21 protein-coding genes and 2 tRNA genes are annotated in these 18,805 nt (G+C 67.0%); 12 read left to right on the top strand and 11 right to left on the bottom strand.

What is annotated here, in order from left to right:
* The first annotated feature begins 14 nt into the window (after window positions 1-14).
* The 4 genes from pepN (at window position 15) to AC3ENO_RS10615 (ending at window position 5,871) form a co-directional block, all read left to right on the top strand.
* A complete protein-coding gene (gene pepN / locus AC3ENO_RS10630; protein WP_434970593.1) occupies window positions 15-2,558 on the top strand; it encodes an aminopeptidase N in 2,544 nt (847 codons plus the stop codon).
* 68 nt (window positions 2,559-2,626) lie between these two features.
* Complete coding sequence (locus AC3ENO_RS10625) at window positions 2,627-3,715, top strand: mechanosensitive ion channel family protein (protein WP_434970592.1); 1,089 nt, start codon at window positions 2,627-2,629, stop codon at window positions 3,713-3,715.
* Window positions 3,712-4,179, top strand: coding sequence for a globin (locus AC3ENO_RS10620; protein WP_434970591.1), 468 nt, complete (start codon window positions 3,712-3,714; stop codon window positions 4,177-4,179). Before AC3ENO_RS10625 ends, AC3ENO_RS10620 begins: the two co-directional genes overlap by 4 nt.
* A 24-nt stretch (window positions 4,180-4,203) precedes the next feature.
* A complete protein-coding gene (locus AC3ENO_RS10615) occupies window positions 4,204-5,871 on the top strand; it encodes an FAD-binding dehydrogenase (protein WP_434970590.1) in 1,668 nt (555 codons plus the stop codon).
* Window positions 5,872-5,900: 29 nt separating this feature from the next.
* Here AC3ENO_RS10615 and AC3ENO_RS10610 read toward each other — a convergent pair whose 3' ends face one another.
* Entirely contained in the window at window positions 5,901-7,466 is a 1,566-nt protein-coding gene (locus tag AC3ENO_RS10610) for an APC family permease (protein WP_434970589.1), read from the bottom strand.
* Between the two features lie 70 nt (window positions 7,467-7,536).
* The gene (locus AC3ENO_RS10605) at window positions 7,537-8,187 is read right to left on the bottom strand and encodes a DUF8185 domain-containing protein (protein WP_434970588.1); all 651 of its coding nucleotides are present in this window, start codon (window positions 8,185-8,187) and stop codon (window positions 7,537-7,539) included.
* 69 nt (window positions 8,188-8,256) lie between these two features.
* On the opposite strand from AC3ENO_RS10605, the gene AC3ENO_RS10600 reads away from it, so the two are divergent.
* On the top strand, window positions 8,257-9,156 hold the full coding sequence (locus tag AC3ENO_RS10600; RefSeq protein WP_434970587.1) for an acyl-CoA thioesterase: 900 nt from the start codon (window positions 8,257-8,259) through the stop codon (window positions 9,154-9,156).
* A gap of 6 nt (window positions 9,157-9,162) precedes the next feature.
* Here AC3ENO_RS10600 and AC3ENO_RS10595 read toward each other — a convergent pair whose 3' ends face one another.
* The 5 genes from AC3ENO_RS10595 to msrA form a co-directional block, all read right to left on the bottom strand.
* A complete protein-coding gene (locus tag AC3ENO_RS10595) occupies window positions 9,163-9,675 on the bottom strand; it encodes an acyl-CoA thioesterase (RefSeq protein ID WP_434970586.1) in 513 nt (170 codons plus the stop codon).
* 7 nt (window positions 9,676-9,682) lie between these two features.
* Window positions 9,683-11,362, bottom strand: a complete 1,680-nt coding sequence (gene ettA, locus AC3ENO_RS10590) for an energy-dependent translational throttle protein EttA (protein WP_434970585.1) — start codon at window positions 11,360-11,362, stop codon at window positions 9,683-9,685.
* A 119-nt stretch (window positions 11,363-11,481) separates the two neighbouring features.
* Window positions 11,482-11,988 carry a DUF6993 domain-containing protein gene (locus AC3ENO_RS10585; protein ID WP_434970584.1) on the bottom strand — a complete coding sequence of 169 codons (507 nt, stop codon included), beginning with the start codon at window positions 11,986-11,988 and terminating at the stop codon, window positions 11,482-11,484.
* A 57-nt stretch (window positions 11,989-12,045) separates the two neighbouring features.
* The gene (locus AC3ENO_RS10580) at window positions 12,046-12,537 is read right to left on the bottom strand and encodes a single-stranded DNA-binding protein (protein WP_434970583.1); all 492 of its coding nucleotides are present in this window, start codon (window positions 12,535-12,537) and stop codon (window positions 12,046-12,048) included.
* A gap of 161 nt (window positions 12,538-12,698) precedes the next feature.
* Entirely contained in the window at window positions 12,699-13,223 is a 525-nt protein-coding gene (gene msrA, locus AC3ENO_RS10575) for a peptide-methionine (S)-S-oxide reductase MsrA (RefSeq protein ID WP_434970582.1), read from the bottom strand.
* 119 nt (window positions 13,224-13,342) lie between these two features.
* On the opposite strand from msrA, the gene AC3ENO_RS10570 reads away from it, so the two are divergent.
* Complete coding sequence (locus AC3ENO_RS10570) at window positions 13,343-13,561, top strand: hypothetical protein (protein ID WP_434970581.1); 219 nt, start codon at window positions 13,343-13,345, stop codon at window positions 13,559-13,561.
* 22 nt (window positions 13,562-13,583) lie between these two features.
* Here AC3ENO_RS10570 and yczR read toward each other — a convergent pair whose 3' ends face one another.
* Window positions 13,584-15,008: a MocR-like transcription factor YczR gene (yczR, locus tag AC3ENO_RS10565; RefSeq protein WP_434970580.1), complete on the bottom strand. Its 1,425-nt coding sequence runs from the start codon at window positions 15,006-15,008 to the stop codon at window positions 13,584-13,586.
* A gap of 59 nt (window positions 15,009-15,067) precedes the next feature.
* Here yczR and yczE point away from each other — a divergent pair, with 59 nt between their 5' ends.
* Window positions 15,068-15,694: a membrane protein YczE gene (yczE, locus tag AC3ENO_RS10560; RefSeq protein WP_434970579.1), complete on the top strand. Its 627-nt coding sequence runs from the start codon at window positions 15,068-15,070 to the stop codon at window positions 15,692-15,694.
* 138 nt (window positions 15,695-15,832) lie between these two features.
* Here yczE and AC3ENO_RS10555 read toward each other — a convergent pair.
* Window positions 15,833-15,905: transfer RNA gene (locus tag AC3ENO_RS10555), tRNA-Arg, on the bottom strand.
* Between the two features lie 63 nt (window positions 15,906-15,968).
* Between AC3ENO_RS10555 and orn the strand changes: the two genes are divergently transcribed.
* The 5 genes from orn to AC3ENO_RS10530 all read left to right on the top strand — a co-directional run bounded on the left by orn (window position 15,969) and on the right by AC3ENO_RS10530 (window position 17,888).
* Window positions 15,969-16,592 carry an oligoribonuclease gene (gene orn, locus AC3ENO_RS10550; protein ID WP_434970578.1) on the top strand — a complete coding sequence of 208 codons (624 nt, stop codon included), beginning with the start codon at window positions 15,969-15,971 and terminating at the stop codon, window positions 16,590-16,592.
* Window positions 16,593-16,628: 36 nt separating this feature from the next.
* Window positions 16,629-16,704 (top strand) — tRNA-His (locus AC3ENO_RS10545).
* A 34-nt stretch (window positions 16,705-16,738) separates the two neighbouring features.
* Window positions 16,739-17,089: a metallopeptidase family protein gene (locus AC3ENO_RS10540; RefSeq protein WP_434970577.1), complete on the top strand. Its 351-nt coding sequence runs from the start codon at window positions 16,739-16,741 to the stop codon at window positions 17,087-17,089.
* Window positions 17,080-17,382 (top strand): ATP-dependent Clp protease adapter ClpS, encoded by a 303-nt coding sequence (gene clpS / locus AC3ENO_RS10535; protein WP_434970576.1) that lies wholly within the window; start codon window positions 17,080-17,082, stop codon window positions 17,380-17,382. The genes AC3ENO_RS10540 and clpS overlap by 10 nt, the downstream gene beginning before the upstream one ends.
* Window positions 17,379-17,888 carry a DUF2017 family protein gene (locus AC3ENO_RS10530; RefSeq protein WP_434970575.1) on the top strand — a complete coding sequence of 170 codons (510 nt, stop codon included), beginning with the start codon at window positions 17,379-17,381 and terminating at the stop codon, window positions 17,886-17,888. Before clpS ends, AC3ENO_RS10530 begins: the two co-directional genes overlap by 4 nt.
* Window positions 17,889-17,913: 25 nt before the next feature.
* Here the strand turns inward: AC3ENO_RS10530 and AC3ENO_RS10525 are convergent, their stop codons facing one another.
* Together AC3ENO_RS10525 and AC3ENO_RS10520 are read right to left on the bottom strand one after the other, a co-directional pair.
* Window positions 17,914-18,504, bottom strand: a complete 591-nt coding sequence (locus tag AC3ENO_RS10525; RefSeq protein ID WP_434970574.1) for a nucleoside/nucleotide kinase family protein — start codon at window positions 18,502-18,504, stop codon at window positions 17,914-17,916.
* Window positions 18,479-18,799, bottom strand: a complete 321-nt coding sequence (locus AC3ENO_RS10520; protein ID WP_434970573.1) for a hypothetical protein — start codon at window positions 18,797-18,799, stop codon at window positions 18,479-18,481. Before AC3ENO_RS10520 ends, AC3ENO_RS10525 begins: the two co-directional genes overlap by 26 nt.
* Between the last annotated feature and the right edge of the window lie 6 nt (window positions 18,800-18,805).

Genomic DNA, 18,805 nt, shown 5'->3' with positions numbered 1-18,805 from the left:
GGGAGCATCCGAAAGTGCCTGGAGAAAACCTCACCCGCATCGAAGCGCAGGAACGTCGCGGCGTCCTTGACACGCAGTCCTATGAGGTCGAGCTTGATCTGACCACCGGCCCGGAGGTGTTCCGCTCCACCGCAACGGTGCGTTTCACCGCAACCGAGGGCGCCTCCACGTTCATCGACCTGATCGCGCGGGCCGTCCACTCGATCACGCTCAACGGGCGCAGCATTCCGACATCCGCGTTCGCGGACTCCCGGATCGCACTGGACCAGCTCGCACTCGAGAACGAGCTCGTCGTCGTCGCCGACTGCGAGTACACGAACACCGGCGAGGGCCTGCACCGGTTCGTCGACCCGGTGGACGGCGAGGTCTACCTCTATACGCAGTTCGAAGTGCCCGACTCCCGGCGAGTCTTCGCCGTCTTCGAGCAACCCGACCTGAAAGCGACGTTCCAGTTCACGGTTACCGCTCCCGCGTCATGGAAGGTCATCTCCAACTCCCCCACCCCCGCGCCTGTGCCCAGCGGCGAAGGCATCGCGACGTGGGAATTCGAGCCGACCCCGCGCATCTCGTCCTACATCACTGCGCTGATTGCCGGCCCCTACGAGTCGACGTACTCCGAACTCACGAGCACGTCCGGCCGGGTCATCCCGCTCGGCATCTTCGCGCGAAAGAGCCTGTGGCAGTACCTGGATGCCGACTACATCTTCGAGAAGACCCGTCAGGGCTTCGCCTACTTCGAGGAGAAGTTCGACTATCCGTACCCGTTCGCCAAGTACGACCAGCTGTTCGTCCCGGAGTTCAACGCGGGAGCGATGGAGAACGCCGGCGCGGTCACGTTCACCGAGGTCTACGTCTTCCGGAGCAAGGTGACGGATGCCGTCAAGGAGCGCCGGGTCGTCACCATCCTGCACGAGCTCGCGCACATGTGGTTCGGCGACCTCGTCACGATGAAGTGGTGGAACGACCTGTGGCTGAACGAGTCGTTCGCCGAGTGGGCGTCCACGATCGCCACGGCCGAGGCCACGGAGTGGACCGAGGCCTGGACCACCTTCAACGCGATGGAAAAGACCTGGGCCTACCGTCAGGATCAGCTCCCCTCGACCCATCCTGTCGTCGCCGAGATCAACGACCTCGAGGACGTCCAGGTCAACTTCGACGGCATCACCTACGCGAAGGGCGGATCGGTTCTCAAGCAACTGGCGGCCTGGGTCGGCATCGACGAGTTCTTCGCGGGCGTCGGCGCCTACTTCCGCAAGCATGAGTACGGCAACACCGAGCTGCGCGACCTGCTCACAGAACTCGAGACCACGAGCGGACGAGAGCTGACGGCATGGTCCAAGAAGTGGCTGGAGACCGCTGGCGTCAACACCCTCTCTCCGGCGATCGTGGAGGCCGCCGACGGGACGATCTCGGCCTTCAAGATCGTTCAGACGGCGCCGGCCGACTATCCGACGATCCGCCCCCACCGTCTGGGCGTCGGCTTCTACGCGCTCGATGGCGGTGCGCTCGTGCGCACCCACTTCACCGAGCTGGATGTCGACGGAGACCTCACTGACGTGCCCGAGCTGGTCGGTCTCCCGCGCCCCGACCTCGTGCTGCTGAACGACCACGACCTCGCCTACGCGAAGATTCGCCTCGACGAGCGATCGCTGCAGACCGCGATCGACCACTTGTCGAAGATCTCCGACCCCCTCGCACGTTCACTCGTCTGGGGAGCGGCATGGGATCAGACCCGCGATGCCGAGGCGTCGGCATCGGCCTACATCGACCTCGTCCTGCGCAACATCGGGTCGGAGACCGAATCGACGACCGTGCGTACGACGCTGGCCCAGCTCCAGCTCGCCGCGAACTCCTACGTGGCGCCCCACAAACGAGACGCCTCACGCCAGAAGGTTGCTGACGGACTGTGGGCGCTCGCGCAGGCAGCCGAGTCGGGAAGCGACAGTCAGCTGCAGTTCGTGACGGCGTTCGCAAGCGCCGCCGCGAGCCCCGAGCACTGGGAGACGATCCGTTCGCTCCGCACTGGCGAAACGGCTCTGGACGGCCTGGCAGTCGACACCGACCTGTCGTGGCAGTTGTTGGTCTCGCTCGCGGCGGGGGGCGTCGTGACCGAAGGTGTCATCGATGAGGCGCTCGCGGCCGACAACACCGCCAAGGGCGCCGAGTTCGCGGCGCAGGCGAAGGCGGCGCTGCCGACGGCGGAAGCCAAGAGCGCGGCCTGGTCGTCCCTCGTCGATTCCGATCGTCTGTCGAACACCCTCGTGCGCTCGGCAGGTCTCGGATTCACCCATCCCGCGGGCGTCGCCCTGCTCGATGAGTTCGTCGACCAGTACTTCGCGATGCTGCTCCCGGTCTGGGAGTCGCGCACCTACAAGATCGCCGAGTATCTCGTGCTCGGCCTGTACCCCGCGCCACTGGCAAGTGCCGCTCTCCGCGACGCGACCCGCGCATGGCTGAACGAGCACACAGATGCCCCTCCCGCATTGCGCCGCCTCGTGGCCGAGAACCTCGCCGGTGTCGAGCGCGCCCTGGCCGTGCAGGAGCGCGACGATCACTGAGTGCGCTCCACAACCCGCGCCCTCAGTGATCGCGTATCGCTGAGGGCGCGGGTTCTAGGATTCCACTGATGCACTCGTTCGACACCGCTCCGACACCCGCGACCGTGTGGGACAGCTTCCTGTCCATCCTCGGCTCGATCAGCGGCACGTTGCTTCAGCTCCTCGGAGTGCTCGTCGGCGCGGTTCTGGTCGTGTGGCTGCTGCGCGTGATCATCCGACGCGTGGTCCGACGGGTCGTGGAGGGCGCGAAGTCCCGAGCGAGGGTCGACGACACGCAGGCACTGGACCGGTCGCCCCTGGCATCGGTCCGACTCGTGCAGCGAACGCGAACGCTCGGCTCGATACTGCAGAACATCGTCAACGTGACGGTCGTCATCGTCGCGATCTTGCTCATCATCCTGATCCTGGCAGGGCCCCAGGTCATGAGCTCTTTCACCCTGCTGAGCGCCGCGATCGGCGCAGGGCTCGGCTTCGGCGCGCAGAACATCGTCAAGGACGTCCTGAACGGGATCTTCATCGTCGCCGAGGATCAGATCGGGATCGGCGACGTGGCCGACCTCGGCCTTGCGACCGGGGTCGTCGAGTACGTCAGCGTGCGCATCACTCAGGTGCGCGATGTCAACGGGACGCTCTGGTTCGTCCGCAACGGCGAGATCACCAGAATCGGCAACATGTCGCAGGGTTGGTCCCGCGCCATCATCGACCTCGCGGTGCCGGCCAACGCCGACGTGGAGGAGGTCGAGCAGGCGATGCTGGACGCCGCCCGCGCGCTCGCGCAGGAGCCGAAGTGGCGCAGCCGCATCATCGAGGACCCCGAGGTCTGGGGTCTGGAATCCGTCTCCGGCGACGCTCTCGTCATCCGGATCGTCATGAAGACCCGCGCCGGCGCAAAGGATGATGTCGCGCGCGAATTGCGGATGCGCCTCAAGCGTGCGATTGACGGGCTCGGGCTGACCCTTCCGCAGATGAACTCGATCATGCTGTCGGGACTGGAGAACGCGGGCCGTGTCCGCGGCGCGAACCCCCCTCGCACCAAACCCACGCCGATCACCCAGCCGGGGGCGCCGGACCGGCCGGTCTGGCGTGCGAAGCGCACGAACAAGAAGGTCGATGCGCAGCCCGAGACAACCGAAGCCGGCGAGGAGACAGAGTCGTGAGCACACCCGCACAGCCCGGTACACCCGAACAGCAGTCGTTCTTCGATGCGGTGGGCGGCCACGAGACCTTCGTGCGGATCGTCGACGGCTTCTACCGCGGCGTGGCAGAGGATCCGGTGCTGCGCCCGATGTATCCCGAGGAGGACCTGGGGCCGGCGAAGGAGCGGCTGCTGATGTTCCTCGAGCAGTACTGGGGAGGACCGACCACCTACAGTGAGCAGCGCGGACACCCGAGGCTCCGGATGCGGCACGCACCGTTCCTCGTCAACCCCGACGCGCGGGATCGGTGGCTCGCTCACATGCGTGCCGCGCTGGACGAGGTCGAGTTGTCTCCCCTCCACGAAGAAGCGCTGTGGGACTACCTGAGTCGCGCCGCCCATGCGATGGTGAACTCGTTCGCGCCCACGGAGATCGGGCCGAACGCGGGACACCGCACAGACATCCCCCTGACGTCCGAGAACTGACGCAGGTGACGACGAAGGAGTCGCATGACCGCAGCATCCGTTCACCGCACCGACGTCCTGGTGATCGGCTGGGGGCTGGCAGGCCTGGTCGCCGCTGCTGAAGCGACGGCCGCCGGTAAACGCGTCACGATCATCGACCAGGAGCCGCGCACCAACCTCGGCGGCCAAGCATGGTGGTCCTTCGGTGGGCTGTTCTTCGTCGACTCCCCCGAGCAACGACGCATGGGCATCCGCGACAGTCTCGAACTGGCACGCCAGGACTGGTTCGGCACGGCCGGCTTCGACCGCGACGAGGACGCGTGGCCGCGGCGGTGGGCAGAGGCGTACCTTCACTTCGCGGCAGGAGAGAAGCGCAGCTGGCTCCGCGAGCGCGGGGTCGGCTTCTTCCCCGTCGTGGGCTGGGCCGAGCGGGGCGGGTACACCGCCGGCGGTCCCGGCAACTCCGTGCCGCGATTCCACATCACCTGGGGTACGGGACCGGGCCTTGTCGCTCCGTTCCAGGCGGCGATCGAGCAGGCCGAGCGTGCGGGGATGCTCACCGTCCTCCCGCGCCACCGGGTCAGCGCGCTGACGGTCACGGATGGTGCGATCACCGGCGCCGAGGGCGACGTGCTCGCCCCTTCCAGCGCCGCCCGAGGACTGGCGACCTCGAGGGAGGTCGTCGGGACGTTCTCGATCGAGGCCGGGGCGACCGTGGTCGCCTCCGGCGGGATCGGGGGAAACCATGACCTCGTCCGCAGATGGTGGCCCGAGAGGCTCGGCACCGCGCCGACCGACATGGTGTGCGGTGTTCCCGCCTACGTCGACGGATCCATGCTCGAGGTCACGCAGGCCGTGGGAGCGAACCTCATCAATCGCGACCGCATGTGGCACTACGTCGAAGGCATCCAGAACTGGGACCCCATCTGGCCGATGCACGGCATCCGGATTCTTCCTGGGCCCTCCTCGCTCTGGCTCGATGCCACCGGGGCACGCCTGCCCGTGCCCCTGTTCCCGGGCTTCGACACGCTCGGCACCCTCGCTCACCTGCGCGCGACAGGCCACGATCATTCGTGGTTCGTGCTCTCTCAGCGCATCGTCGAGAAGGAGTTCACCCTGTCGGGCAGCGAACAGAACCCGGATCTCACCGGGAAGGATGTGCGCCTGCTCCTGCGCTCCCGGCTGGGGAAGGGCGCTGCCGGCCCCGTGCAGGCATTCCTCGACCATGGTGCGGATTTCGTCATCCGGGATGACCTCGACAGTCTCATCGATGGCATGCGTGCCATGCCGGGCGGTGACGCGCTCGATGCCGACCGCGTGCGATTCGAGGTCCAGGCGCGCGATCGTGAGATGGACAACGAGTTCACGAAGGACGCGCAGGTGGCGATGCTGCGCTCCGCGCGGGCATACCGCGGCGACCGCTTGGTGCGCACGGCGGCCCCACACCGCATCACCGATCCCGACGCCGGTCCGCTCATTGCGGTCAAGCTGCACGTCCTCACCCGCAAGTCACTCGGCGGCATCGAGACCGATCTGGAGGGACGAGTCCTCCAGCCCGGCGGCACTCCCCTCCCCGGGCTGTTCGCCGCCGGCGAGGCCAGCGGGTTCGGTGGCGGAGGCGTCCACGGATACCGCGCGCTCGAGGGCACGTTCGTCGGTGGATGCCTCTTCTCAGGCCGCGCAGCCGGTCGCGGCGCCGCGACGCACACCTGATCGCTGAGGGTCGACGCGCCGGGGCCGGTTCAGGTCAGCCCACCGTCCACCGAGCGGCCGTACTCTGACGGCGCGTCCCGGACGAGCACGGGCGTGTCACGGTTCAGGCTCTCCCCCCGGAAGAAGGACTTCGCACGGGGGAACAGGAACCACAGGAGCATCAGCACAACACCGAACGCGAGCGCTCCGATTCCCAGCACGAAAGTGCCGCCGACCCCGAGAAGCACCGTGTATCCGTAATCGACGTCGTACATGTCGATCGCGGATTGCACGAAGGCGTACGTCAGGGTGAGGGCGCCCAGGAGGGGAAAGAGGAACTTGTAGAAGAAGTTCCTGCGAGATGTGAACAGCTCCCGCCGGAAGTACCAGACGCAGGCGTAGCCGGTGATCGCGTAGTAGAACGCGATCGCAAGACCGAGCGAAAGAATCGAGTCCTGCAGGATGTTGTCGCTGATCAGGGTCATGCCGACGTAGTAGACGATGGCGACGATGCCCATGACCAGCGTCGAGAACGACGGCGTCCGAAAGCGCGGGTGGACCGTCGCGAACTTCTTGGGCAGCGCGCGGTACGCGGCCATCGCGAGCGTGCCGCGCGCGGTCGGGAGGATGGTCGTCTGCGTCGACGAGATCGCCGACACCATGACGGCAACGATGAGTACCCAGCCGAGCGGGCCGAGAAGACCATCCTTGACGGCGATGAAGAAATCGTCGGCATTCGTCTCGTTCCCCAGGCCCGTGGGTCCGTCACCGAGACCCGCGTACATCATCGCCGCGACCGTGACGGTGACGTACGTCACCAGCAGGATCACCGTCGTCAGCAGCGCGGCAAGTCCCGGGATGCGCCGTGGGTCCTTCGTCTCCTCGTTCAGGGCCAGGGTGGTGTCCCATCCCCAGTAGATGAACAGCGCCAACAGGATCGCCTGCACGAACCCGCTCCAGTCGGCGATCGCGAACGGGTTGAACCACGACCACTCGAAGGGCGTGGGATCGGGCGCGCTGCCGCCGAAGAAGTGCCACAGCGCGGCCACGACGAAGATCGCCAGAGCGAGGTACTGCACCGACAGCAGGACGTTCTGGACCTTCTCCCCGATCTCCACGCCGCGCCAGCTCACCCAGGTCATGGCGGCGATGAAGACGACGCCCGTCACCGTGACCAAAGGTGCGTTGTCCGCCAGCAGCGCGTCCTGGGGGCTTCCGACGATCCCGTCGACGAGCGCCCACAGGTAGATTCCGCTGATCTGCGCGAGGTTGGCGAGCACCACCATCCCCGCGACCGCAACACCCCAGCCGCCCATCCAACCGACCCACGGTCCGAAGGCTTTCGTACCCCAGGTGAAGGTCGTCCCGCAGTCGGGTATCTCCCGGTTGAGCTCGCGGTAGGCATAGGCGATGAAGAGCATGGGCACGAACGCCAGCACGAAGATGATGGGCGCTTGCGCGCCGACCGCGATGACGATGAACCCCAGCGTCGCGACGAGCGAGTAGACCGGTGCGGTGGACGCCAGCCCGATGACCGTGGAGCCCCAGAGCCCCAGAGTGCCGGCCGCGAGGCCCTTCCCCTCCGGAGCGGTGAATGTGATCGGTGCAGTCGCCATTCCGTCACCGTAGGGGTCGCGCGAATTCGCGGTCAAGCATGAGTGTGCCGCCGTGACGACGGTCGCGGCGTCACGACGCGCCAGTGCGGCGAATGCCACCGGCACGCCGGACCAGCACGTGGCCCCGGCGAAGCGACAGTCGCAGCCATGCACCGGACTCCCGCAGCGGCACAGTCTCCGCATCCTGCCCGAGGAATCCGAGCACCTGCGCGACGAATCCGGCGCCCCGAGGCAGGCCATCCAGACGCGGATCGGATGCCCCCCACACCGCACTTCGGATCTGGCGCACCACGTCCTCCCCCGCGTTCGCCGGCACCGCGGTGGCGACGTCCTCCATTCCGCGGTGAGCGGCGGCGGCGAGATCCGTCGATGACAGGTGGCCGAGCAGGGTCCAATCCGCGACGGGCGGCGACACCCCTGCCCACGCTGCACGCATCCCCGCGTCGGGGAGCCGGAGGGCCTGACCGTCCGCGCGAAGCGATGCGCCGTCGACGACGACGTCGCAGGACAGCTCGGGGTCGGCGCCGAGAACGCGCACGCCCAGGACCGTCGGCGAGGTGTCGAGGATGCCCCGGGGTGCGATCGGCGCGCAGCTCATGACCAGGATGCCGTCGGCGGCGCGAAGCCTGACCGCGCCGTCTCCGACACGAGCCGCTCGCGAGGCGAAGGTCTGCGCGTCCACCGCGGTCTCGGCATCAGCGAGAATCAGGAGCGTGGGCATCCGACCTAAACTACCAAGCGAGAAAGGCGCCGCGCCCGCGGCGGCACATTCGCGCTCCGAGGAGGCTCGATGACCGACGGCACCTCCAGCGAGATCGTCGAGGCCGATCCCGTCGCGTCGCTTCTGGCCGTCCTCGATCTCTCCTCCAACGGCGCCCGGACGACAGAGGACATCTTCACGGGAGTCTCGCAGTCGATGCCGCTCGGTCGCGTCTATGGAGGGCAGGTGCTTTCGCAGTCCATCGTGGCCGCATCCCGCACGCTCCCGCCGGGACGGTCCGTGCACTCCATGCACGGCTACTTCCTTCGCCCGGGAGATTCGTCGGCCGAGATCACGTTCGCCGTCGATCGGATCCACGACGGCCGATCCTTCTCGACGCGCCGAACGCAGGCCTTTCAGGACGGCGTGCCGATCTTCTCGATGATCGCGTCGTTCCAGGACGAGGACCCGGGCCTCGAGCACGCGGCTCCGATGCCCGAGGGCATTCCTCGTGCCGAGGAGCTGCCTGACATCGAGGACCACCTGATCGGGCTTCACCCCATGAGCAAGCGCATGTTCACGGACCGCCCTCTCGATGTGCGCCACGTCCCCTCGCCCATCTACCTCCACGTGGAAGGCGAGCGCGTCCCCCGCCAGGCGGTGTGGTTCCGCACACGTCGGCGCTTCCCCGACGATCCCGACCTGCATCGCGCGGCCCTCGCGTACATGAGCGACATGACGATCCAGGAATCGGTCCTGCGCGCGCACGGAATCGCCTGGGCAACGCCGGGGCTCAAGGTCGCAAGTCTCGACCATGCCATGTGGTGGCATCGATTCGCCCGTGTCGACGAGTGGCTGTTGTACGTCCAGGAGTCACCGAATGCGCGGGGCGGTCGCGGACTGGCCACGGGCCGGATCTACACCGCTGATGGCATCCTGGTGGCAAGCGTCGCGCAGGAGATCACGATCCGGGTTCCCGACCACGCCTAGCTGTTGTCAGCGACGGTGACCGTATCGGAGCGGCTCACCGACATACGGCGCCCACGCCTCGCGTTCTCGCTCGCTCAGACGCAGCGGGCGGCCGGAATCGGCATCGACCTTCACGACGACCGTCGTCGCACGCGCATAGATCTCCTGCCCGCTCTCGCCCGCGGTCTCCCGCGGGCTGCACACCTCGTAGCAGACGTCGATACTCGAACCACCGAGCCGCCCGAACCACAGTTGCACATCGAGCGGGTGCCGCTGGTAGGGCACCGGGCGCACGTACTCGATCTCCTGGCGGGCGATGAGGGTGAGCACTCCGGAGTGAAGGCTCGAGTCCATGACGGCGGTCGGCGGAGCCGTCTCGCCGTCACCGGGCTGCCAGAACGCGCGCACACGCGCTTCCTCGAGCAACTTGAGCATCGACGTGTTGTTCACATGGTTGAACGCGTCGAGATCTCCCCAGCGCAGATGGATCGGCAGGTGGACCCGGGCTCCCCCCGCCGCGGGCTCTTCCGGCTCGGTCATCGCGAGTTCAGTCTCGCGTCAGCTTGCGGTATGTGGAACTCGCGCGGTTGAGAGCGTCGGGCCCGAGCCGTTCGAGCTTGTTTCGCTCATACGCCTCGAAGTTGCCCTCGAACCAATACCACGCATCCGGATTCTCGTCTGTCCCCTCGTAGGCGAGAATGTGGGTCGCGATGCGGTCCAGGAACCACCGGTCGTGGGTGATCACCACGGCGCAGCCGGGGAACTCGAGGAGGGCGTTCTCGAGCGACTGGAGAGTCTCGACGTCGAGGTCGTTCGTCGGCTCGTCCAGCAGGAGAAGGTTGCCGCCCTCCTTGAGGGTGAGCGCGAGGTTGAGGCGGTTGCGCTCACCGCCGGAAAGTACGCCGGCCTTCTTCTGCTGATCGGGCCCCTTGAAGCCGAACTTGGACACATAGGCGCGCGAGGGAATCTCCGTCTTGCCGACCGTGATGATGTCGAGGCCGTCGGACACGACCTCCCACAGGGTCTTGTTCGGGTCGATGTTCGAGCGAGTCTGGTCGACATAGCTGATCTTGACCGTCTCGCCGATCTTCAGTTCGCCGCCATCGAGCGGCTCGAGTCCGACGATCGTCTTGAACAGAGTCGTCTTGCCCACGCCGTTGGGGCCGATGACTCCGACGATTCCGTTGGGCGGAAGGCTGAAGCTCAGCCCATCGATGAGGGATCGCCCGTCGAAGCCCTTCTTGAGCTTCTTGGCCTCGATGACGACACTGCCCAGTCGCGGACCCGGCGGAATCTGGATCTCTTCGAAGTCCAGCTTGCGCGTACGCTCCGCCTCGGCGGCCATCTCCTCATAGCGCGCGAGACGCGCTTTGGATTTCGCCTGGCGGCCCTTCGTGTTGGAGCGGACCCACTCGAGCTCGTCCTTCAGCCGCTTCGCGAGCTTGGCATCCTTCTTGCCCTGGATGTCCAGTCGCTCGGCCTTCTTCTCGAGGTAGGTCGAGTAGTTGCCCTCGTACCCGATGAGCCGGCCGCGGTCGACTTCCGCGATCCACTCGGCGACATTGTCGAGGAAGTACCGGTCGTGCGTGATCGCGATGACCGCGCCCGCATACTTCTGCAGGTGCTGCTCCAACCACAGGACGCTTTCGGCGTCGAGGTGGTTGGTGGGCTCGTCGAGCAGCAGCAGATCGGGCTTCTGCAGCAGGAGCTTCGTCAGCGCGACACGCCGCTTCTCACCGCCCGAGAGGTGCGCGACCTGGGCGTCTCCCGGCGGTGTCCGCAGGGCGTTCATCGCCTGGTCGAGCTGCGAGTCGAGGTCCCACGCGTCGGCCGCGTCGATCTCTTCCTGCAACGTGCCCATCTCTGCGAGCAGGCTGTCGAAGTCGGCGTCCGGGTCGCTCATGAGTCCGGAGATCTCGTTGAAGCGATCGAGCTTGGCCTTGATCGCGATCCCGTCCTGGATGTTCTCAAGAACCGTCTTGGACTCATCGAGCTCGGGCTCTTGCATCAGGATGCCGACGCTGAACCCCGGCGTGAGCGTTGCCTCACCGTTCGACGGCGTGTCCAGACCCGCCATGATCTTCAAGATCGTCGACTTTCCGGCACCGTTGGGCCCCACCATGCCGATCTTCGCTCCTGGAAGGAACGCCATCGTCACGTCGTCGAGGATCAGCTTCTCGCCCACAGCCTTGCGGGCGCGGACCATCTGATAGATGTACTCAGCCATAGCCCGACCAGTCTACGGGCCGACCGGCGACGCCCCGTTCAGTGGTCGCCGGCGGGCGGGCGGCACGGGGCCGGCCCCGCATCCCGCCGGCCCGTGCCGGGCGATGTGTCGGACGACTGTCACCAGTCGATCGGCCGCGTGTCGCCGATGAGGCACCGCTCGGTTGCGAGACCCGGCATGACCGCGACAACCGGATCGCCGGTGGACGGCCCGACCTGACCGACCAGACACTCATCCCCCCACCTCACCGAGAACTGGATGCTCTCGGCGGGGTTGCCGACGGTGGATTCGTCGTACGTGACCTCCATGGCCGACTTATCGAACCCTGCCTGGACCAGAGCGTCGATGTATGCGCGGCCCTGGAATCGCTGATCCGTCGCCCACACTGCTGTCACCACGTCGGCGAAGAACGGCAACGCCTGATCGGCATCCGTCGCCTCGCTCAGCTGCTGCGGCGTCGGGGTCGGCGTCTCCGTCGCCGTCGGTGGGGCACTGGCTGTCTCGCTCGGCGTCGGTGTCGGCGAGGGGCTGGGGGTGCACCCGGCGAGCCCGATCGCGGCGGCGGCGACGATTGCCGCCACTCGTGAGGCGCGCGGGCGACCGGCCGCCTCGCGCGGAGCGGTCATTCGAGCAGCACACACGCAGAGGAGTCTAGAGCCCCGCACCCCGCGGCTCCCTGAGAGCTAGAACGGCGTCTCGCTGACCGCGTGCAGGGCAGGGCGAGTGCCGTCGGCACCTCCGGGGGCCGCCCAGCCATCCTCCGCCGCCGCAGGTACGGGTGGGGTGTTCGGCTCCGACACCGAGGCGGCAGTTTGCGCGCTCGACTGTTTGGTGTAGGTCGCCGTGCCCCATCGCAGATCGTGCCCGAGCGTCTCGGCGTCGATCTCGATGCTGACTCCCTTCTTCCCCCCGGACTCCCACGCACGAAGTCGTAGCCGGCCGGTGACGACCAGGGGCTCGCCTTTGGAGACCGAGGCGGCGACGTGTTCCGCCAGTCCGCGGAACGCCGACACGTTGTACCAGTTCGTCCCGTCGTCGACCCAGCTGCCGCTTGATCGGTCGAAGTGGCGCTGGGCGCTGGCGAGGCGGAAGTTCGCCACCGGCATGCCGCCCGTGGTGACTTTGAATTCCGGTGGAGTGGCCACGTTTCCGGTGACCGTGATGACGTCTGACATTTCTCCCTTTCCCGTCCGGACCTGTTCCGGACTGCGCTGGTACCCGAGTGCCCGTCGGGTACCAGCGCCGAGATCAGGCTCGCCGATCAGCGGCCGCTACCGCGCGCGGTGCAGCGGTGTCGTGAACGCACCACCCATCGCGCGCGGCTGGGGAGGAATGCTCAGGCGGTGACGTACTCGGCGAAGCGGGCCCGCACCTTGTTGACCTTCGGTACCGCCACGGCCAGGCAGTACCCCTGCGTGGGGTTCTTCGCGAAGAAGTCCTGGTGGTACTCCTCGGCGGGGTAGAACGTTCCGAGCGGCTCGATCGTCGTGACGATCCCGCCGTCCCACCACTGCGCCGCACGATCACGCGCTGCCTCGAAAAGCTCGCGCTGCTCGTCATCTGCCGGGAACATCGCGCTGCGGTACTGGGTTCCGATGTCATTGCCCTGACGGTTGAGCTGACGCGGATCGTGCATCGTGAAGAACGCGTCGAGGATCACGTCGTCGGAGATGACGTCGGGGTCGAAGGTCACCGCGACAGCCTCGGCATGACCGGTGCGCCCGGTGCAGACCTGCTCATACGAGGGATTCTCGACAGCGCCGCCGACGTAACCCGAGACAACCGACGAGACGCCTCGCAGTGCGCGGTATGCCGCGTCGAGGCACCAGAAGCAGCCCCCGGCAAGAACGAACGTGTGCATGATTTCTCCTTGTTGTGCGCCGGATCCGCGGCGCCACTGGAGACAACAGTCTCGCGGGATCTGCTGTTCCCCGCATCCGTGTCGGTGGTCGGATCTATGTTCGACTCGGAGGGAGAGGGATGACGACACCACGCATACGGCTCGTACCGATCGGAATCGACACCTGGCGAGTGGTGCACGACGACCTCGGGCCCATCGGGCAGGTGCGGGCCGGATGGGACGAGCAGGGCGAGCACTACGCGGTGAAGCGGTTTCATCCGCGCGATCGCCGCTTTCACGTGCTCGGCCGATTCTGGAACAAGGATGACGCCATCGACGCGCTCGTCCTGTCGACATGACGCGAGCATCGATGCCGGGAGGTCACACCGGCGCGCTCCAGAGGTCACGCACGCCGCGTGGCGCATCCCGCAGCACGCCCGGCCAGATCTGCGCCAAGATCTCGACGGCACGCCGCAGGTCAGCGGGCGGCCCCGTGAAGGGAATGCGCAGGTGGCGCTCGTTCCCCCCCTCGAGAGCGAACCGGGGACCGGCAGCCAGCAGCAGTCCCGCCGAGCGAGCCTGAAGCACGAGCGCAGAACTCAGTGGCGCATTCAGTTCGACCCAGAGCGCGACACCCCCGTCCACTGACGGCACGCGCCACTCGGGCAGCCGTTCCGCGAGGGCCGAGACGAGCGTGTCCCGACCCTCCCGCAGGAACTCCCCTCGATGTCGCGCGATCTCAGGAAGGCGGGGCACGAGTCCCGTTGCGACGGCCTGTTCGAACTCCGGGGTGCCGAGATCGTACGCGGGCCGCTCTTGCACGAGTCGATCGATCAGCTCGTGATCGGTCCGGATCCATCCGACGCGAAGACCGCCCCACACGGTCTTGCCGAGCGAACCCACGCGGATCACGAGGGATTCGTCATCGGTGCGGAAGCCGCGGTCGCAGGGACCGCGATCGATGTCGAGGTCTGCGGTGGTCTCGTCGATCACGAGGCGTGTTCCCCAGCGACGCGCGGCGGCGAGCACTGTCTCTCGTTCATGCGCCGACATGCTGCGCCCGGTAGGATTCTGGAAGTCGGGCATGAGGTACGCGAGCACCGGACGCGTCCGCGCGAACGACTCCTCGACGCGCTCCAGATCCCACCCGGACTCGGCGGCGACGGGTATGCCGACCAGTCGCCCGCCCGCGCGGCGCAGGGCGTCTGCGGCGTGCGGGTACGTCGGAGTCTCGATTGCGACACGCTCACCGCGGTTGACCAGCACGCTCGAGAGCAAGTGGATCGCGCTCTGCGCGCCGGCGGTGATCATGACGTGGCGGGGCTCGGTCGGAAGCCCGCGCGCGCGGAAGTGTTCCGCGATCGCCTCACGCAGCTCTGCGCGGCCCAGAACGTCGTATCCCGATCGCGAGGCGAGGGTGGCCGCCTCGGCGGCGACATCCGCCATGTGTCCGGCAAGACCCGGCCATGCGGGTGGACTCGCCTGCTGCAAATCGATCGTGCCCGTCGCCCCCAAGACGCGCGCCACCTCGCGCCGACCGAGCGGGAGCGTGACGCTGCCGGAGCCGCGAACGCTGCTGATGTGGCCCGAGTCCCGCAAGCTCTGGTACGCCATTGACACGGTGCTGCGACTGATGCCCAGCGCCGACGCGAGTTCGCGTTCCGCGGGAAGCGCGGTTCGGGGCGCGATGCGATTGTCGAGGCACAGCAGACGGATGCCGTCCGCGAGAGCCTCGTATGCGGGCTCGCGTGTGCGCCAGCCGCCCAACGCAACGGTGAGCGCACGAGCGGACATTCGTGACTCCATGGCCACTCCTTCCCAATTGGACTGGTCGCCGCAGTCCACTTCTGGACTTGGATGGTGCCATGGTCCGCCGTATCGTGCAACTTCTCATCGGCCTCCCCCTCTACGGCGCAGGTGCGGCCCTGACAGTGGCGGCAGGGCTCGGTGTCGACCCGTGGACTGTCTTCGCCGAGGGGCTCTCGCTTCGCACCGGTATCGGGGTCGGCTGGATGACGAACATTCTCGGGCTGCTGATCCTGCTGGCGTGGATTCCGCTTCGCCAGCGTCCTGGAATCGGCACCATCGCCAACATCCTGATCGTCGGCACCGCGATGCAGATCACCCTGTGGCTGCTGCCGCCCATTTCGGGCTTTCTCGCGCAGCTGGCCGTCCTCGTGGGCGGAATCGTGCTGGTCGCGATCGCCTCGGGTCTGTACATCGGAGCACGATTCGGACCCGGACCCCGGGACGGTCTCATGACCGGTCTTCGGAGCCGCTTCGGGATGCCGATCTGGGCGGCGCGGGCGAGTGTCGAGGTGACGGTGCTCATTCTGGGATGGCTGTTGGGCGGCACTGTCGGACTGGGCACCGTGCTGTTCGCCCTGACGATCGGACCTCTCGTTCATGTGACGCTGCCGCTGTTCGACACGGCACGCAGACGGCATCCGGCGTCGCCGCTGGCTCCGGCGCCACTGGTCACACCGAGGTAGGAGAAGTGTGCCCCCGCGCCCTCCCGCCACTCCACGCGCCGCGACGCGACGCGCGGAGCCTCCGGCGGCAGGGGCCCGTGAATCGGGCGGTGTAGAGACGGAGAGGACCGCCCCTCCGGGACGGTCCTCTCCATCTCGTGCCCCCGACAGGACTCGAACCTGTAACCGGCGGATTAGAAGGCCGCTGCTCTATCCATTGAGCTACGGAGGCGCATCTCCCAGATTACCGGGAGCCGCCAGGGCACCCGGGAGGCCCCGCTCTAGGATGGGCGGCATGGCCTCGAGCGAGAACGACCGTCTGGTGTGGATCGACTGCGAGATGACCGGGCTGGATCTCGCCGTCGATGAACTCGTCGAGATCGCCGTCATCGTCACCGACTTCGAACTACGCCCCCTCGACCCGGGCTTCCAGGTCGTGATCAAGCCTGACGCCTACGCGCTGGCGAACATGAACGAGTTCGTCACCAGCATGCATCAGAAGTCGGGGTTGCTCGAGGAGATCCCGAATGGCGTGAGCGTGGCCGAGGCGGAGTTCGAGGTTCTCGAGTACATTCAGCGTTTCGTTCCGCAAGAGGGCAAGGCGCCCCTCGCTGGCAACACGATCGGCACTGACCGAATGTTCCTCGCGAAGTACATGCCCAGGGTCGATCGGTGGCTCCACTACCGCAACGTCGATGTATCCAGCATCAAGGAGCTCGCGCGACGCTGGTATCCGCGCGCCTACATCCACGCCCCGGCGAAGGATGGCGGCCACCGCGCTCTCGCCGACATCAGTGAATCCCTGCGTGAACTGGCGTATTACCGCAGCGTCGTCTTCGTTCCCGAGCCCGGACCCACAAGCGACGATGCCAAGCAGGCGGCGGCTGCCGCCGTGTCGGCGTTCACCTCCGGCGTGTGAGAGAATCTTTTGGTTGCCCGCCTCGGTGGGCACATGGTGGGTATAGCTCAGTTGGTAGAGCACCTGGTTGTGGTCCAGGGGGTCGCGGGTTCAAGTCCCGTTACTCACCCCAATGAAGCCGTGAACGACACCGGCAGGGTGCGGCCATGATCGAGATGGATGCGGAAACCTTCGAGCAGTTGGTCGTCGACGAGCTCGATCGCCTTCCCGACGACATGGTCGATGGCCTCGACAACGTCGTCTTCGTGGTCGAGGATCGTGGCGAAGACGGTTCGCTGGATCTTCTCGGACTGTATGACGGTTGGGCGCTCACCGAACGCGACAGGTACGGCGCGGGCGAGCTGCCCGACCGGATTATCGTCTATCGTGAAGCGCACTTGGCGGCGTGCGACGACCTCGACGAGCTTCGCGCCGAGATCCATACGACTCTTGTCCACGAAATCGCACACTTCTACGGCATTGACGACGACCGACTCCACGAGTTGGGATGGGCATGATGAACACGGCGACTCTCCCCCGTGCCGACGAGGATCTCGAACTGCGTGGCGCACCCGAAACGCCCTGGCAGACAGTGGTGTGGAACGATCCGGTCAACCTGATGAGCTACGTGACACACGTCTTCCGCACATACTTCGGATTCAGTGCTGAGCGGGCAGAGTCGCTGATGCTCGCCGTGCACCACGATGGCCACGCCGTGGTCGCGGAAGGAGCGCGCGAGCAGATGGAACTGCATGTCCACGCGATGCACGACTACGGGCTGACTGCCACGGTCCGGAGGGCCCCGCAATGACGCGCGAGCTCGTGATGGCGATCACGCGGGTGGAAGCGCTTCACCTGTCCCAGATGACACAGCAGTTCCTGGATCTGCTCGAGGCGACGACGGATGCCGCCAGCGACGAGGCGGTTGCCCGGCTCGTTCCGGACGGATACAGCGACGACGATGACGCGGCGCGCGAGTTCCGGCGCCTGACGGAGCGAGAACTGCTCGAGCGTCGTCACGTCGATGCCCAGGCCGTTCTCGAGATCCTCCGCCCGACGCTGCCCGACCAGCCGATCGCGCCCGACGACGCGTCTCTCACCGAGGAGGTCGTCGTCCATGCGAGTGCTGACGACGTCGGCGCACTCCTGCGCACCCTGTCGGCGATCCGCCTCGTCCTCGCCACGCGCCTGGGCATTCAGAGCGAAGACGACCACGATTCGACCGATCCGAGGTTCGGGATCTACGACTGGCTCGGCTACCGGCTCGACAGCCTGATCGCCGCGATCGACTCGGATTCGCCGCCCACGGCACCCTGACGACGCCCGCAGCCCTTAGCTGCGCTCAGGGCACGACCACATGGTGAGTGGCGTGGGCCGCCGGATCGTCGCGGTCGATATGACGCTGCTCCTGTCGTGCCCACCTCTCCCAGTGCGGCCGGTAGGTGTCGCCATCCCGCTCGAGGGCGCGTTCTCGACGCGACGGCTCCGGCGACTCGACCCACACGCGCACCTGCGCCAACTCGGCAGTAACCGGGGTGAGGATGCCCGAGCCCTCCACGAGCAGCGGCAGACCGGCATCCACCTCGTGCGTCTCGGCGTATGCGGCCGCCTCCCAGTCCCACCGGCGCCACGCTCCGCGCCGCCCTCGGGCGTGCGGGGTCAGAACGTGTCGCGCGACGTCGTCGACAGCGGCATCCAGCCCGTCCCACCCCGGGTAGGTCGAGTCCAACGCCAGCACCTGAGGTGACAGCGGCAGCGGCCACTGACCCACAAGGAGTCGCGCCAGGCTGGTCTTTCCAGCCCCACTGCGTCCGTCGATGAGCACGACAGGGGCTTCGATCCCCAGAGCGAGGAGGTCGGCGCGCAGCAGCTCCGTCGCCCCCGTCAATGCGTCGGCGACGAGAGCGTCACTTCTTGAGGGCGCGAATGACACGGATCAGCACATGCCCGGCAACCCAGACGAAAGGAATACCGACCGCGAGGAGCGAGACCAGGTTGGGCTCGAAACGCAGATCGTCACCGCGGCGAATGTACGCGCCGATGGGGATCGCCGTGCCTCCGGCGCCACCGCCGCCGTTGCCGCTCTCGTCGGAGCCGCCGCCGAAACCCGACGACGCGAGCGCGACGGGAATGATCCGGATGCCGTCGACGTCCTGCTGTTCTCCGTAGATGCCGGAGACGCCGAAGGATGCTGCCTGCTTGCCGATTTCGAGCGCGATGTTGGGCATGAGCCC

It is taken from the genome of Microbacterium sp. bgisy207 (genome assembly GCF_057706855.1).
The sequence above is the reverse complement of the archived record's forward strand: the minus strand, read 5'-3'. Positions and strand labels throughout refer to the sequence as shown.

What these genes read in the sequence shown, in the direction of transcription:
- AC3ENO_RS10625 (WP_434970592.1), top strand. Translation starts at nt 2,627, where the DNA reads ATGCACTCGTTCGACACCGCTCCGACACCCGCGACCGTGTGGGACAGC.
- AC3ENO_RS10615 (WP_434970590.1), top strand. Translation starts at nt 4,204, where the DNA reads ATGACCGCAGCATCCGTTCACCGCACCGACGTCCTGGTGATCGGCTGG.
- AC3ENO_RS10610 (WP_434970589.1), bottom strand. Translation starts at nt 7,466, where the DNA reads ATGGCGACTGCACCGATCACATTCACCGCTCCGGAGGGGAAGGGCCTC.
- AC3ENO_RS10605 (WP_434970588.1), bottom strand. Translation starts at nt 8,187, where the DNA reads ATGCCCACGCTCCTGATTCTCGCTGATGCCGAGACCGCGGTGGACGCG.
- AC3ENO_RS10600 (WP_434970587.1), top strand. Translation starts at nt 8,257, where the DNA reads ATGACCGACGGCACCTCCAGCGAGATCGTCGAGGCCGATCCCGTCGCG.
- AC3ENO_RS10595 (WP_434970586.1), bottom strand. Translation starts at nt 9,675, where the DNA reads ATGACCGAGCCGGAAGAGCCCGCGGCGGGGGGAGCCCGGGTCCACCTG.
- ettA (WP_434970585.1), bottom strand. Translation starts at nt 11,362, where the DNA reads ATGGCTGAGTACATCTATCAGATGGTCCGCGCCCGCAAGGCTGTGGGC.
- AC3ENO_RS10585 (WP_434970584.1), bottom strand. Translation starts at nt 11,988, where the DNA reads ATGACCGCTCCGCGCGAGGCGGCCGGTCGCCCGCGCGCCTCACGAGTG.
- AC3ENO_RS10580 (WP_434970583.1), bottom strand. Translation starts at nt 12,537, where the DNA reads ATGTCAGACGTCATCACGGTCACCGGAAACGTGGCCACTCCACCGGAA.
- msrA (WP_434970582.1), bottom strand. Translation starts at nt 13,223, where the DNA reads ATGCACACGTTCGTTCTTGCCGGGGGCTGCTTCTGGTGCCTCGACGCG.
- AC3ENO_RS10570 (WP_434970581.1), top strand. Translation starts at nt 13,343, where the DNA reads ATGACGACACCACGCATACGGCTCGTACCGATCGGAATCGACACCTGG.
- yczR (WP_434970580.1), bottom strand. Translation starts at nt 15,008, where the DNA reads ATGGAGTCACGAATGTCCGCTCGTGCGCTCACCGTTGCGTTGGGCGGC.
- yczE (WP_434970579.1), top strand. Translation starts at nt 15,068, where the DNA reads ATGGTCCGCCGTATCGTGCAACTTCTCATCGGCCTCCCCCTCTACGGC.
- orn (WP_434970578.1), top strand. Translation starts at nt 15,969, where the DNA reads ATGGCCTCGAGCGAGAACGACCGTCTGGTGTGGATCGACTGCGAGATG.
- AC3ENO_RS10540 (WP_434970577.1), top strand. Translation starts at nt 16,739, where the DNA reads ATGATCGAGATGGATGCGGAAACCTTCGAGCAGTTGGTCGTCGACGAG.
- clpS (WP_434970576.1), top strand. Translation starts at nt 17,080, where the DNA reads ATGGGCATGATGAACACGGCGACTCTCCCCCGTGCCGACGAGGATCTC.
- AC3ENO_RS10530 (WP_434970575.1), top strand. Translation starts at nt 17,379, where the DNA reads ATGACGCGCGAGCTCGTGATGGCGATCACGCGGGTGGAAGCGCTTCAC.
- AC3ENO_RS10520 (WP_434970573.1), bottom strand. Translation starts at nt 18,799, where the DNA reads ATGCCCAACATCGCGCTCGAAATCGGCAAGCAGGCAGCATCCTTCGGC.